At 64.6% G+C, this 14,868-nt stretch carries 8 protein-coding genes; 2 read left to right on the top strand and 6 right to left on the bottom strand.

Features of this window, described 5'->3' with window-relative positions:
* Positions 1–75: 75 nt before the first annotated feature.
* The 5 genes from ACH34R_RS38445 to ACH34R_RS38425 all read right to left on the bottom strand — a co-directional run bounded on the left by ACH34R_RS38445 (position 76) and on the right by ACH34R_RS38425 (position 10,803).
* Positions 76–1,092: a hypothetical protein gene (locus ACH34R_RS38445; RefSeq protein WP_397566524.1), complete on the bottom strand. Its 1,017-nt coding sequence runs from the start codon at positions 1,090–1,092 to the stop codon at positions 76–78.
* Between the two features lie 268 nt (positions 1,093–1,360).
* Positions 1,361–1,537 (bottom strand): hypothetical protein, encoded by a 177-nt coding sequence (locus tag ACH34R_RS38440; protein ID WP_397566523.1) that lies wholly within the window; start codon positions 1,535–1,537, stop codon positions 1,361–1,363.
* Positions 1,538–1,666: 129 nt separating this feature from the next.
* Positions 1,667–1,927: a transposase gene (locus ACH34R_RS38435; protein WP_397566649.1), complete on the bottom strand. Its 261-nt coding sequence runs from the start codon at positions 1,925–1,927 to the stop codon at positions 1,667–1,669.
* A 224-nt stretch (positions 1,928–2,151) separates the two neighbouring features.
* The gene (locus ACH34R_RS38430; protein WP_397566522.1) at positions 2,152–2,508 is read right to left on the bottom strand and encodes a hypothetical protein; all 357 of its coding nucleotides are present in this window, start codon (positions 2,506–2,508) and stop codon (positions 2,152–2,154) included.
* A 42-nt stretch (positions 2,509–2,550) separates the two neighbouring features.
* Positions 2,551–10,803 (bottom strand): DNRLRE domain-containing protein, encoded by an 8,253-nt coding sequence (locus ACH34R_RS38425; RefSeq protein ID WP_397566521.1) that lies wholly within the window; start codon positions 10,801–10,803, stop codon positions 2,551–2,553.
* A gap of 966 nt (positions 10,804–11,769) precedes the next feature.
* On the opposite strand from ACH34R_RS38425, the gene ACH34R_RS38420 reads away from it, so the two are divergent.
* On the top strand, positions 11,770–12,063 hold the full coding sequence (locus ACH34R_RS38420) for a hypothetical protein (RefSeq protein ID WP_397566520.1): 294 nt from the start codon (positions 11,770–11,772) through the stop codon (positions 12,061–12,063).
* Between the two features lie 660 nt (positions 12,064–12,723).
* A complete protein-coding gene (locus ACH34R_RS38415) occupies positions 12,724–14,535 on the top strand; it encodes a serine/threonine protein kinase (protein ID WP_397566519.1) in 1,812 nt (603 codons plus the stop codon).
* 188 nt (positions 14,536–14,723) lie between these two features.
* On the opposite strand, the gene ACH34R_RS38410 is transcribed toward ACH34R_RS38415, so the two are convergent.
* A partial coding sequence (locus tag ACH34R_RS38410; RefSeq protein WP_397566648.1) for an integrase core domain-containing protein occupies positions 14,724–14,868 on the bottom strand: 145 nt, incomplete at its 5' end.

The raw sequence follows: 14,868 nt of genomic DNA, 5'->3' as shown, positions 1-14,868 counted from the left end.
GGGGGATGTCGTTCCAGCGACTCGACCGGCGAAAAGGGCACTCGACACGGCAAGCCACCAGTACACGAACAACCTTTAGGTGGGCAGCGTCAGGACCTCCTCGCGGAGACCTTCCCACTCGTTATGTAGAGCGTTGCGGACAGACAGCAGCGACTCGACGTTTCGCCCGCCGCCGTCGAGGGAGCGCAAGGCGTGCTGAATAGCGATTGCGGCCTGCCAGCGCAGCCACTCAGCCGAGGCATCTGCGGGATCACCATACCAACGGTTTTGTGAAAGTTGTATCACTTCAGTTACAAGTTCGTGCCATTCGTAGTGACTGGGATGAGTGTTGTTGCGAATATGATCAAAAATGCTCATTATTTGCGGAATCCGAAGATCATGTATATCGATTAATTGTTCGATCAATCGAAAGAAAAACGATCGTCGGGTGGCGGACGATACACGTTCAAGATGTCCTGCGAGTTCGGGCTCGACCGATGCGAAGGCGCTTGGTGGCTTGGTGTTAGGAGGTATAGGCTGGTCAACCATGATTACAGGCTGCGGTGTATCTAGCCATTCCCGGGTCAGTCGGAACCCGCCGAGCGACTCCATGACTGCTAGTGCAGCAGCCTTCCTATTGGGAAGGCTGGCATGGCCTATAGTGTGCAGCTCATGCTGTGCTGCAGCGATATCTGTACCGAAAGGATAGTCTGTATCAAAGTATTCACCCAACCCGAAAAGGATCTCACCGTTCTGCATGCACTTCAGACTCTCCCCTCCCTTGATATGCCACGAGATCGACCAGACTCGACGGTCGACGCTTAGCCATTCAAGAATCTCCTTGGAATTCGCGCTTGTAGTTCCTGGCTCAATGAGGCTTATGCGAGATCCCGACCTCACTGCAACGAAGTTGCCTATACTGCTTGTATTCTCGAGTATCATTCTCGGCGTGTCATCCCATATCTCAGGGGGCGCGCCACCTGAAAGAAGTGTCGCAACCTCATGGTGCTCCATCGGCTTTTTGTCGGAAATGATCACGATCCATGCAAAAGCTTCCTGAATCCAAGTCTGGTGCAACAGATTAATATAGTGGCTTAGCGTGTTGGTGAGCATTAATGAGACCTCTCCTGATTTGCGGCGTCCGGGGGGCAAGAAGCCCCCCCCGGACGTTTTTAGACGCGCGATCTACTCCGTTGCCGCGCCAACTCACGCCCCACCGCCTGCCGATGCCGCCCGCACACCGCGACAGCTCCACGCGAACGATCCGAGGTGTCGCCCTCGCCGGGTGCGCTGTCGGTGCAGATCCACATCGAAAGCGGCAGCAACCTCCGCTCTCCAGCTTGCGCTTCCTTCGGCCGCCCGCATGCCCACCGAGCAGGCGCTATGCCTGTTCGCCGACGAACTCGACGACCCCGTGGGCGACCGGATCGCCGCCGCGCTCATCCTGGTCCCCCGCCGCCGTGGCCGCGGCGCGAGCGCGGTACTCGCCGGCCTGGCCGAACTGGTCGCCCGAGACGTACGCGACCGCAGGGAGATCGAGGCGGCCCGCGCCGAACACCGCACCACCGTGCGATGGATCCTCGGCATCCTCGGCGTCTTCACCATGATCGCGGTCGTGCAGCGGACGTACGTGGCTCCGTTCGGCCAGGCGGTGCTGGTGATCGTGGTCCTGTTCTACGCGGGCGCACTATGGTGGCTGCACCGCCTCGGCACCTCCTCCGTCGAACAGCGCTGCCTTTTTCAAGAACGCCAGCTTCTCCCGCAGCTCGGCGTTCTCCCGCTCCCGCTCCAGCTCCCGGATCCGCGCCCGCTCCGGCCCCGAGGGCGGCTGCGGATCGTCTCGCCTGCCGGCTCTGCGATGCCGGATCACCCAGTTGCCCAGGGTGCCGGCGTTGATGTCGAACTCGCGTGCCACCGACACGACCGTCCGATCGCCCTCCAGCACCATGCGGATGGCTTCTTGTTTGAACTCGGGTGAGAACTGCCTGCGACGCCTCGTCACGTACCCACCCCTTCCAGACCTCTGTCAGCTTATGTAGCCGACTGTCCGGAATCTGCTGGGCACCCCCTCCTCCTTGTACGCCTCTCGTTCGAGCTGGTGCTACCCGCCGACCACATGTGGAGGGCCGGGCGTGCGCCCGGCCCTCGAGGTATCACCGCGATGTGCTCACATCACGGCTCTGCCACGACCCAGCGGTCCTCTCTCGCGTGCGTCACGTGGTGGATTCCCGGGCGAGCGGCGACGATCACATCCTTTCTCAACTCGATCTCGAAGGCCGAGCGGGGCCACGGCAACAAACGGCCGCAGTGGGAGCACATCCCCTCGAGGATGGCCTCCACATACACCCGTCCGGCCTCCGGAACACCTTCGTCGTCAGGCGGGCCGAGCTCCCAGACGATGGTGTCACCGATCTCGTAGTCGATCTGGCGGGCGTATCCGTACGTGAACTGGATGATCTGCCCGTAGTGCTGGTGGCAGTTCGGGCAGGTGAACGGCTCGGAGAGCGTCAACCTGTTGAATGCCGGCATGATTCTCGTGGCCTGCCTTCGTCTCGCCCTGCTCGTCTCCGGCTAGGGCCTGGTGAACTCAGAATGCTCGTGCGGATAACCGATCCAGGTCATCCAGTTCGCGAACTTCGCGTCACTCGTAAGGATCTTTATTCGGTTGTGGGCCATTGCCGCGGCGAGGACGCGCGCGTCCTTCTTTTTGAGGATCGGAGGTAAAATGCTCCGCCACAAACCCCTCTCGTACTCATTCTCGGCCTGGAGGGACTTTACCGCTGACGTCGTCGCGCCACCGCCATTGACGCCGTTGTGCTTGGCCATGAAGGCTTCCAGCCACGCCTCGGCCGCAGCGCGCTCCTGCGGATCCTTGATGGTCAGGAACTCGTCCCGGACGGGGCCTAGAATGACCACATTACGATCTCCGATGGCGGCGTCAACCGCGGCCTCCAGGTTTCGTTCGTAGGCATCGATCAGCATGTTCGTGTCCGGCGCTACCCGTTCCTTGTTGTTGTTCCTCTGGCTGGTGCCCGTGCTGTTCGAGCTGCTGGGGCTCGGTGCAGTCTTGGGCTCGCGCTCAGGTTCGCCGGAGCAGTCGGTATGCGCGGAGTCGCCGCACAGCATGAGCACCAGGCTCAGCGCACCCAGGAGCCCTCCCCAGAAGCCCTTGGGCGCGGTCTGCGTTGGTGCCCTCTTCGGCGTCGTGGCCGGCTTCAAAGGCGCAACCGGCGGGGCGACCAGATTTCCGTCGGGCTTGGACGGAGTGGCCTTGGGGGCTTTGTTGAGCGGCCCGTCCTTCTCCACCTCCTTGGAGCAGTAACCATAGAGGCAGTCGTCGGGGACGTGGCCGTCGAGCTCGATCCCGCTGATGGGGTTTCCGCCGGTGAAGGCGTAGCGGTTGGCGGTCCAGGGATTGAGGCCGAGACCGAGGTCGTCCAGGGCGCCGTTGTAGGCGTCGAGGGTGAGGAAGCGGTTGAGGTTGGGGTTGTAGTCGCGGAACCCCATGTCGTACATGCCGGTGGAGTTGTCCCAGCGCTTGCTGTTGAAGCGGTAGGGGTTGTACTCCTCTTTGGCGGTGGGGTCCGCTGGGTCGGGCTTGTCGACGCCGGTGAACAGTTTGTCGTCGTTCTTGCCGTAGGCCGTGTAGCCGTAGGTGGCGCGAGTGTCGCCGTTCTCCTTGGTCAGGGTTTCGACGTCGCTGTGCGGGTTGTGGCCGTAGTAGGAGGATTCCTCGCCGCCGTCGTCTTTCGACTTGACCTGGGAGAGGCGTTCGCCCCAGGGGCCGTATTGGAAGGACTTGGTGAGTTTGCCGGCGACCTCTTCGTCCAGAACCTCTTCTGAAAGGCCGAGGTAGGAGTAGGTGGTCGTCTTGGCGCGGTCGGTGCCTTCCTTCTCGGTCTTGGACGTGGTGCGGTCGAGCGGGTCGTAGCTGTAGGTGGTGACGGTGGTCTCGTTGCCCTCGCCGAGCTTTTCGTGGCGTTTGACGTGGTCGAAGCCGTCGTAGACGTACTTCTCAAGCGTTGTCCCGCCGCCCGTGATGGACCGCAGGCGGCCGTAGGGGTCGTAGTTGTGATTCGCCGTAGCGCCGCCGGTGGTGGTGGAGATCAGGCGGTTGCGGTCGTAGGCGAAGGTGGTTTCCTTGCCCTTGACGTTCTCCTCGTAGACGTTGCTGTTGGCGTCGTGGAAGTACGTCTCGGTGGTCGCCGTGCCGCTGGCCGGGGTTTTGACGGTCTTGGCGATGCGGTCGCGGGGGTCGTAGGTGTAGGTGTAAGTGTGTTCCAGATATTTGCCGGGGTCGTCGGCGTTCTGGATCTTGGCCTCGTCACGGGCGCGGTGCAGGTTGCCCTGGTAGCCGATGGTGTGCTCGGCCACGACCGTGCCGTTCGGCTTCTTTTCCAAGCTGTGGCGGAGCAGGCCGTCTAAGAAGTAGTCGTAGGTGACGGTGTTGCCGTTGCCCTTGGTTTCGGCCAGGCGTTCGGCGCGCGGGGTGTAGGTGTAGCGGGTGACCTTAGGATCGGTGTCGGTCGCGGACTTGCGGTTGGTAATGGAGTTGACCAGGTCGCGGACGTCGTAGCCGTAGTCGGCGATGGTCTTGTCATGGGTGCGGCGGGTGACCGCGCCGTTCTCGTTGTAGGCGTAAGTAGTGGTGTTCTTGACCGTGCCGTCGAGCTTTTCGACGATGCGCTGGATCTGGTTCAGTCCGGTGTAGGCGATGTCCCAGTCGTCGATTTTGGCGGTGCTGGTCCGGTCGAGGATGCCGATCAGGTTTGCGTTGGGGTCGTAGGAGTAGGTGAAGTCCTTCTTCTCACCGTCGGCCGCGTTGGTGTCGCGGACGAGCTGGACGGCGTCGGCCGCCACGGTTCCGTTGGCCTTGTCGGTGAGGGTGACCGAGTACGGGGTGTCCTTGGTGAACTCGTACTCGCCGAGGGTGACCCAGGTGCCGGGCTTCTTGGTCTGGTCATGCGTCACGTCCACCGTGCCGCTCGCGTGTTTGACCAGGTATCGAGCGTTGGTGGCGGTGGCGCCGGCGGGGTAGCGGACCTGGACCTTGTAGGTGCCGGTCTCCGGCGGGGTCAGGTTCCAGGTGAGGGATGACTTGCCCGTCCCGGCGGAGGCGACGGCGTGGTCGTAGCCCAAGTCGGCCGACTTGGTCGGCGGACCGGCTAGACGGGTCCAGGTGCCGGTCGTCTTGGTGGTGGTGTCGGAGTTGTCGGCCAGGACGGCGTCGATGTCGAGCGGGACGCCGTTGTCGGAGTGGGTCCTGGTCTTGCCGTCGGGGTAGTACGACCAGTCCTGGGCACGCTGGGAGGAGCCTCCCGCCGAGGTGACGGTGCGGTTGGTCTGCAGCCCCAGTTCGTTGTAGTCGTAACTGGTCTGGATGTCCCACGGATCGGCGCTGGTCTTGGTCCAGCCGTTGTCCCAGTAGGTCATCGTGGAGACGTTGCGGACCGTCTGGCCATGGGACGGCGGGTGGGAGATCTCCTTCAGCCGCGACACCGCGTCGTAGACGTAGCGGACGGAGTCGGGCGTGTTATAGCGGGCGTCGTCGCGGTCGAAGGGGTGGATCTCCTCGATCGGCCGGTTGAGCTTGTCGTACTTGGTCTCATTGACGAAGTCGCCCGGGTCGTCGGTGGTCTCGACGCCGCGTGGGGTGATGGTCTTGGTCTTGTTACCGACCTGGTCGTACTCGAAGCGGGTGACGGTGTACTTGACCACCCCGTCCGTGGAGGAGTGCGGGACCTTGGTCTCGATCACCGCCCCACGCCGGTCATAGACGGTGTGGGTGGTGTTGCCCTCCTGGTCGGTGGTGGCGGTGACCAGGCCATCGCGGTCGTAGGTGGTGGCGGTCTGGTGGCCAGCGGCGTCCTTGACCGTCTTCACCTGGTGGTTGCGGTCGTAGGTGGTGGTGACAGTGTGGTCGGCCGGGTCGGGGGTGGCGTTCTTGCGTGGGTCCACCACCTTGGTCACGTTGCCGACGTTGTCGTAGGCGTAGGTGATCTTGTGACGCTCGGCGTTCAGTACATCGGTGAGCTGATAGATCGGGTCGTAGACGTAGGTCGTGGTGAAGTCACCAGGCGCGGCGGTCAGGTTGCCCTTCGGCTCGGTCTGGGTGATCAGGTTGCCGGCCAGGTCGTACGTCATGCTGGCCTTGCGCTCAGGGCCGTCCGGCGTGTCCTTGGGTAACAGGGATTCGAGGAGCTGGTCGGCCTTGTCGTAGACCGCAGTGGACACCGCGCCATTGGGAGCGGTCATCGTGGTGATGTTGTCGTTGCGGTCGTACTCGGGCGCCGGGGTGGTGATGTACTTGCCTGCGGCCTGGTCCTTCGGGACGCGGTTTTCCAGTGGGCGCTTGAAGACGTCGTAGGTCTGGGTGGTCTTCTTGCCCAGCGCGTCGGTGACCGACAGCACGTTGCCGCGTACGTCGTAGCCGGTGGTGGTGACGTTGCCGTACGCGTCGGTGATCTTCGCCGGGTAGCCGGTGGCGTGGTAGTCACCGTAGGAGGCGGGGTTGCCGTTGGCGTCCACCGACCGCAGCAACTGGCCGTGGCCGTCGTACTCGTACGACGTCGTGTAGTCACCCGTAGCAGGGGAAGCGACGCCGAGGGGGTCGGTGACCGTCTTCAGGTTGCCTCGCGGGTCGTAGCCGAAGGCCCACTTGCGCCCCTCCGGCGAGGTCTTTTCGACCAGGTCGGCCACGTAGCCGTTCAGGCCGGTCTGGTAGACCAGCGTGGTCGGGGCGGTGCCGTTGGCGTTGGCCTCCGCATCACGAAGGGTGAGCGGGAAGCCGGTCTTGGTGTCATAGGTCCAAGTGGTGAGGGCACCGTTGGCTTCGGTGAGCTTGATGGTGTTGTGGTCGTCGTCCCATTCCGCCGCCGTGGTCTCGTTCTTGGCGTTGGTAATCGATGTCGCCCGGCCGTACGCGTCCAGCACGTACCGGGTCGAATGCCGCAGCGGATCGGTGACCGTGGTGCGCACCGCGCGGGTGAATGGGCCGGTGTCGTAGTCGAAGCCGGTCACCCCGCCCAGCCGGTCCACGATCGAGGCGACCCGCAGCTTGCACCAGAACAGCGAGTGGGTGCGGTGGTAGGTGAACCTCGTGGTGTTGCCGCGCGGGTCGGTGACGCCGGTCAGCTTGGTGTTGCCGATCCCCCAGCCCGAGTCGTAGTCGAACCCGAAGGTCTTGGCCTGGGCGTCTCCGGCCCCGTCGACCGTGCGGGCCAGTTCGCCCTTCAGCGTGTAGGTGAAGGTGACCTTCCGTCCGGCGATGTCGGTGATCGACTTGATGTTGTCGATGATGTGGGAGTTCGACAGCCGGCGCGCCGAGACCTCGCGACCTGCGCCGTCGATGTAGGTGTAGTCCTGTCCACGCTTGTAGTAGTCGATCGTGAGTGTGCGGCGCCCGGTGGCGTCGGTGATGTGCTGGAGGAACTTGGTGACCTTGTTCCAGCACTTGGTGCGACGCTCGTAGGTGAACGTCATGGTGTTGCCGTTCTTGTCGACGATCGCCGACTGGTAGCCGTCCTCGTCGAAGAAGAACTGCGTGCGGTCCGGCTTGGTGAACACCCACTGCCGCAGCGGATCCCGCGAGATCCGCGTCGGGTCGTCCGGCCTGGCCACCCGCTGGAGGTAGAGGTGGACGCCCTTCGGATGGGTGTAGTCGCAGATCGACGGGTTGCACTGGCTGCTCGGACGTCCGTGGGTGTCCAGCTTCCAGGTGTGGGTGGTGCCGTCGCCGTCAGTCAGCCGGAGCTGCTGTGGCCAGTTGCTCCAGGTGGGGTGGAAAGTCAGCGGCGAACCGAGCCGCTGCAGCGACGATGTCTGGAGCGACCAGCCGTACCCGGCCGATGAGGAACTGGTGTCCAGGCTGTTGTAGGTCATCCGCGCGAAGGTCTGCGGCCCACGCGAGGGGTTGGAGAACGCGTTATAGCCCCACACCAGGTTCCCGGAATAGGCGTTGACCAGGGCGGTTCCGCCCGCGCCTGTGTTCTTGCCGGAGTAGGTGTAGAACTTCTCCGACCCGAGCTGATCGCTGGTCGGGGCCTCCAGCCGTACCCGCTGCGGCAGGCGCGGCAGGCGGTGGGAGCCGGACTTCCAGCCGGTGCCGTCCCACACATCCCAGCTCAGAGTGGCGGCCTCGGCGTGGTTGGTACCCTCACCGGTCAGCTCCGGCGCGGTCACCGCGGCGGCGACCACCGTGCTCTGACCAGGAGCGAGGTCTTCGGGCAGCCGGGTCTTGATCTGGTTGGCGGGAGTGGAGACGTCGGTGCCGTCCGGCTGGGTCCAGTGGTAGCTCAGCTCGGTGGAGGCGGCCGGCCACACGTGGTCGGTTGTGTTGGTCACCACGACCGGGATCTGTGTCTGTGCAGCGGTGTCCAGCCGGTCGGGGGTGCCGGGAGCGTAGAAGGTGCTTGCTCCATCCGAGGTGTCCCGGTACGTCACCCGCAGCCGCGGGCGCAGCAGCGGTTCGTCGGCCTCGGTGGACAGGAACGAGATCGACTGCTTGGCTGTACCGGCTTCGTTGGCGACCTTGACCAGGAGTCCGTGGTTGCCGGACGGGTCGGTGATCCATGCCTTGGCCGCGTCGGTGACGGTCAGGCGACGCCAGCCGGGGGCGGCGGTCAGGCCGGAGGCCGACCCCAGGGCCGGGGCGGCCACATCACCACCCGGCGTGGTCCACGGGGTGGCCCAGGTCGCGGACTCGTCGAAGCCCTTGGTCAGGCGGTGCGCGTCGAGCCGTACGCCGGAGCCGGTGGCGTTCGCGCTCCACAGTGACAGGGACGCGTCGGTGATCTGCGCGCCCTCGGGGACCTTGGCGGCGAAGTCCTCGAACTTCACCACCGCTCGGGTGTTGCCCTGCGCCGTGGCGGTGTTGCCGACCTGGAGGCGCTTGCCATCGTGGGCCGCCGACGGCTCGCCGGACGCCAGCGTGGTGTCGGCCGAGCCCGCGACCACGGTAGTGATCTCACCGGGCCGCGGCAGGATCACCCGCAGTTCCTGGGACGGTACGACCTCGCCGTTGGCCAGCACCGCCTCGATCCGGTAGGTGGCCTCGTGGGTGTAGGCGGGGTCGTAGACGGCGTACGGGTCGCCGCCGCTGCTGGTGTCGGTGTAGACGGTGACATCCGGCGACAACGTGGTGACAAGGCCGTCGTCGCTGGTGGACTGGCCGTTGCCATTCTGGCAGCCGGACGGGCAGTACCGGTACAGCCGGTATTCCACCAGGTCATCGGACGCGTCGCCGGGGGTCAGGTCGGCGTACGGCGTCCAGGTCAGGTCCGAGCCGAGCGCGGTGGCGACCGGCCCGGGGCTCAGTGTCACGGACGGCTTGCCCCAGGTGATGATCAGTTTGGGGTGGCTGGCGGTGTCGCCGATCATGCCGTCGCCGCCGTACAGGTCCTCGCTCGACTCGTACACCGGCCCACCGACCTTTCCGGCGGCGCTCTCGTCGGCGGCCTTCAGCGCGATGCCGTGCATCGGCGCCTCCGCCGAGGACAGCCAGCCGTTCACCACCGAGGTCACGTTGAAGGCATGCCAGCGGGACACCTCGCCGGGCTGGCGGGTGACGGTGGCGGCGACGGTGGGCGAGTAGGTCGGCTGGGTATTCCAGGTGACGTCGTAGGAGTCCCATTCGGAGGTGATCTCCCGGGCCTCCACGGTCACCGGGCCGGCCTCGCCGAGCGCTTGGTCGAAGTACGTCTCCAGGCGGGCCTCGTCGACCCGCGAGCCGATCGGGATCTCTGAGGGGATGTTGAAACGCATCAGCGCCCGGTTGATCCCGGTCGCGGTCTTGCCGACCGGCAGTTGCCAGGCGGCATCGAAGTTGGTGGTCTTCTTGGCTGAGTCGACGTAGGTGTCGAACCGCTCCGGCGACAGGCGGAAGGTCGGGTCGATCAGGACCGGCCATTTACGGTCGGGCGCGGCCAGCCAGCCGGAGTCGGGGGTGATGGTGATCGTGGTCTGGCCGTCTTTCTCGACGAGGTCCTGCTTGACGGCGTCGGTGTGGCGCAGGCCGTACGGCGAGGCGGGGTCCTTGGCCGAGTCGGCCATGAACGGCTTCGGTACGGTGAACACCGCCGTCCCGTCATCAGCGGTGAAGGCGATGGAACCGTCGGCGTCCCGTACCGGCTTCAGGCCCTCGCTGTTGACGGTGAAGCTCAGCGGGGCGGTCGGCGGCTTGGACAGCACGATCAGCTCTTTCAGGCCCTCCGGCGTGACCACGTAGACCAGGTCGGCCCCGTCCCACACGCCCGGGTAGGTGACCTTGGAGCCTTCGGCCTTGGGCGTGACCTGCTTAACCTCGCCGGGCAGGGCGATGGTCACCCGGCGGTCGCCTAAGGCGATCTGGGCGAGCTTGCCCGTTGTGTCACCGAAGCGGGAAGTGAATCCGGTGGCGTCGTTGCCGAGCACGAACCCCTGCTCGGCGATGGGCCGGACACGCCGGTCGATGTCGCGCCACACGCCCTTGGCGTCAAGGTAGTGCGCCGGTACCGCCGACACCTCGGCCTGGCGGCGGCCGTCTTCGAGCTCGAACAGCTTGTTGTGCGCGGTGCGCTCACCGGTCAGCTCTTTGACGCGTTTGCCGGGCTTGGCCGCTTTGCGAGGGGTGGGCGGCGGGTCGGCGCGTCCGGGAAGCGGGGCCATGCCCTCGGCAGGACGCGTACCGCCCTCGGGCTCGGGCTCTAAGGTCTCGCGTAGCCAGGTCAGCGGCGTGGTCAGCCAGGTGCCGATCTTGGTCAGCAGCGCGCTGCCGGTGGCGGTGGCCTGGGTGTCGGCGAGGGCGGGTGAGGCGGGAGCGAGGGAGGCCGTGAGCGTGACGGCCATGGTGATGATCAGGAGCCGGCGGAGCGGGTGGCGCCACCGTTTTCTGTTGGTATTGCGCGAGGTTCGGACCGAACGTAACAGCGGAGAACTCATAAGTAACCCCGGGTGATCTCGGTCACTGCGACGCCCCGAGGGTAGGAATCCGAACTGGTAATGTAAATCTTCCGTTAGATCGGTCCACAAAAGATCATGTAACGCCCAGCTAGTCGAAGGCGATTATTACGCCCCTACCCGGCTGGCCCCCCGGCAGAACATCGAGGATTACCTGCAAATACAGTTGAGGCACGTAAAGCGTCAATTACTCACCGCAGCAGCGACAGCACCTCCCAAGGGATGCCAAAGCAGATATGTGACATAGATCACACTTGCTTTGAAAATGCGAACTTTCAGTTCGCCGCGCAAACAAAAGGCGCCATGACCACATCCTTCGCCTCACTACGGCCGCTGAGCTTCACATGCAGCACGCGAGGTGACATCGCATCTGAGCTGGGAGTCCATCGATCGGGCAGCTCAATCAGATTGCGTATACATTTCCAAAGAACGAACCACGAGTTACCGCCCCCTGCGCCCCGCATGCGCCCCCTAGACCGCGACGGCCACCCTAAGCGTCAATCAAATGTCGTCACTCCTGGAGATCGGCGACAATAATGGAATAAAACGATGGCGGCCCGCCGACCGCCCCCACACCATGGCCGACGGCGAATTCTCGCGACAGAACACATAACCATGCCGCAATCCGGCACACGACACGGCCCCACAGACCGTCATGACGACATCCGAGACTCTCCATGTCGAACTTGGGCCGTGGCCCAGCGGCCATACCCGGCTCCCGCATGCGGACGCTCTTCCGCGACATTCCAGTACCGACCAGGCCCGTGAGTCCCTAGGAGATCGGACAAGGCGGATGTGGTGAATGACGCTGGGGATAGCGTTGGGGCATGTGCGCCTCGGACCCAGATTTTCCCCGTGGGCAGATGGGAACAACTCGCCCTGAACACCATCAGCCTAGGCGGACTCGTTCGCCTGCGCGTTGATCACGGTGCGGGTCGATCTACCGCACAGCACGGCCAAGCCATCCAACCGCGCGAGTCCCGCCAATTGGCACGGATCGCTACGGGAGCCCGCTCGAAGATCACCAATGAAGTGTCGGGCAAGAACCTCAACCAGATGATCCTCACGCACATAGAGGTTCTTCACAGCATCCGCCCGACGAATCACCCGCCTCCGGCCCGCCAGTTCCACACCTGCCACACGGTGTGACGTGGATTCTCCAAAATGGACGCGACCGTGGGCAACGTCCACCCCGCCCCCGACCGATGGGCATTGCGCTTCCTGTCGCCACGAGACGGGCACGGCACCCCACGCTCGTTCAACTTTCCGGGCGATACCGGCCAAGCTCACCCCGCACAGGCGATGCGCGAAGATCCACCGCACCCGCGGCGCGGTCACCAGATCCGGATCCAGCCGCCGCAACGCTTCCCGCGCCGACTCGATCGCATAGCTGTACCTCCCTAACGTCGTGCTACATCGCGCCGAGTACGTCAGCGGACAGTAGGGCAACCACCGGACCGAGGCGACCGTCGGCGGCCTCACTCGCGTCGAGTTGCGCTTGCAGGGACTGCACGATGGAGCCAGCCTCGTTCCACGTCCGAGAAGGGAACTCGTCCGTGGTGACAACGGTCCCAAGATGCAACTTTGCTTCAGGTCATGTGCAACATCGGTGACAAATGACGTATCAGTCGATTGACTATCAGAGCAAGAACTCGTACTTAATCACATCATCCAGGCGATTCAGCCTCGGCACGGTCACATACTGCTCGCCAAGCACCTGAACCTTCTCCTGCGCGACAATCATGAGGCAAGAACGTTCCCCACCCGGCGACCGGCATCAACCGCCTCCCTACCCTCGAACGGAGACCGGTGACCCATCAAGCGCATCCTCCTGCGGCTCTGCTCCCGCTGAGCGCTCAGGATCCGCACCAGATCGGACCGTACCGCGTCGTGGGCCGACTCGGAGCAGGTGGCATGGGTGTGGTCTTCGCCGGCCTCGACCCGAACGGCACCAGGACCGCCGTCAAGCTGGTCCATGCTTCATTTGCCGCCGACCCTGAGTTCCGGGCGAGATTCGCCCGCGAGATCTCGGTTCTTCAGCGGGTGAACGGCATGTGCACCGCGCGGATTCTCGGCTGCGACCCGGATGCGGTGGCCCCATGGCTGGCGGCAGAGTACGTCCCTGGGCCGACGCTGGAAAACAGAGTCCGATCACAGGGAGCGCTCCAGCGCAATGAGTGGTTCGGCCTCATGGCCGGGCTGGCCGAAGCACTCGTCGCCGTCCACGCGGTAGGCGTGGTCCACCGCGACCTCAAACCCTCGAACGTGATTCTCTCCCCCAGCGGCCCCAAGCTTGTGGACTTCGGCATCGCCCGAGTGCTCGACGGAACTGCGATGACCAGGACCGGGGCCTTGGTCGGGTCGCCCGGCTGGGTCAGCCCGGAAGAGTACGGCGATACCCCGGTCGACGCCGCCGCCGACGTCTACGGCTGGGCTCTTATCGCCGTCTACGCCGCATCGGGCAAACCGCCCTACGGAATCGGCCGACCAGAGGTCCTGGCGATGAGGGCGATGACCGAGCCCGTCGACACATCCTCGGTCCCCGCCCCTCTCCGGGCCCTGATCGACAAGGCCCTGGCCAAGAAGCCTTCGTTCCGTCCGTCGGTGCAGGAAATCCTGACGACCATCGTCGAAACCTGGCGTGGACACCACGGCGAACAGGCCATCGAGGGACGCACGGCCATCGACGACCTCACCGCCCGGCTCGATCGAACCTGGATCATGCCTGCTGCGGATCCGGCCTGGCCGACCCCCTCGGCCCTGGCGCCGCGCGGCACCCGCCGCCGCACGGGCTTGTCGGTCCTCATCCTCGCGATCGTGCTCGGCACGGGCGTGGGCGCGGCGATCGCTCTCAAGGTCCTCCCACAGGGCACTGGTTCCCAAGCGCGATCGTCTGGCGTTTCCACCGCGACATCGCTGAGCGCCCCTGCGACGACGGGTACCGACCAGCACGGGACCGCTCCGCCGAGTTCAGCCCCACCACCGCAGACATCGGCGGACCTCGCCGCCGCGCTGGATCTCGCGTTTGCGGCCACACCGGCTGCGAACTTCTCCTTCGAGGGCGGTTTCACCCAGAGCAACAGCGGGGGCCTGGCAACCGGTCGCCTGGTGAGCCGCCAGAGCCACGACGATCTCGACTTCAGGGTCAACCCGTACGACGAAGGCGTGGAGCCCGGGGGCCGCTATGTCGTTCTCGCGAGTTCAACCGTGTATCCGGGCAGGCCAGGTTCGAACGGCGAAGACCTGTCCGGCATGCAACCAGCGCACTCTGCTTGGTACGCCCTGATGATCGCGGGCACGGCGAGCCCTTCCACCATCCGGGAAGTGGTGGCGAACTCGACACGGATGAAACGAAAGGGCCGTGCCTATTCCGGGGTCCTCGCCATCGAGAAGACGAGCGGGCGCCTGCGAGATCTTCTCGGCGCCTGGTTGGGCGGGGACGTGGCCGAGGTGAGTCCGACCTCCTACATCACCTACAAGCTCACCATCGACTCCCAAGACCGGCCGAAGAACTTCCGGCTCACCTGGTGCGTCCCCGTGGGCAACGCGGGCATCTACGAATCCGATTTCACGACCGTGTACCGAGGGTGGAAGTCCAACGACACGATCAAGAAGCCCTGATCAGCTTGAGCCCGCCACCCCGACAACCCGCGACAGTCGCCCGGACCAACTTGTCAGACGCCGATGACTTCGCCGTCTCGTGACAGAGCAACCTGTTGTGGGTCTGTGCCCTCGCGTGCAGGTAGGTGCTCTGCGACGACGGCGCCATGAACCGCCCCGGGTTTGATGGAGACCTCAGCGGTTGATTGCTAGGACTTCGTTGGAGTGTGTTGAGCGTAGTAGATCGCCTCGAACTCCTCGGGCGGGAGGTGTCCGATGGCCGAGTGCAGGCGGGTGGTGTTGAACCAGGCCACCCATTCGGCGGTGGCCAGTTCCACGTCGGCAAGGCTGTGC

The sequence above is a fragment of the Spongiactinospora sp. 9N601 genome, assembly GCF_044326295.1.
GTDB classification, from domain to species: Bacteria; Actinomycetota; Actinomycetes; order Streptosporangiales; family Streptosporangiaceae; genus Spongiactinospora; species Spongiactinospora gelatinilytica.
The sequence above is the reverse complement of the archived record's forward strand: the minus strand, read 5'-3'. Positions and strand labels throughout refer to the sequence as shown.

Excerpts from the sequence above, each read along its gene's own strand:
- ACH34R_RS38435 (WP_397566649.1), bottom strand. The coding sequence starts at position 1,927 with ATGGTGCTGGAGGGCGATCGGACGGTCGTGTCGGTGGCACGCGAGTTC.
- ACH34R_RS38430 (WP_397566522.1), bottom strand. The coding sequence starts at position 2,508 with ATGCCGGCATTCAACAGGTTGACGCTCTCCGAGCCGTTCACCTGCCCG.
- ACH34R_RS38445 (WP_397566524.1), bottom strand. The coding sequence starts at position 1,092 with ATGCTCACCAACACGCTAAGCCACTATATTAATCTGTTGCACCAGACT.
- ACH34R_RS38425 (WP_397566521.1), bottom strand. The coding sequence starts at position 10,803 with ATGGCCGTCACGCTCACGGCCTCCCTCGCTCCCGCCTCACCCGCCCTC.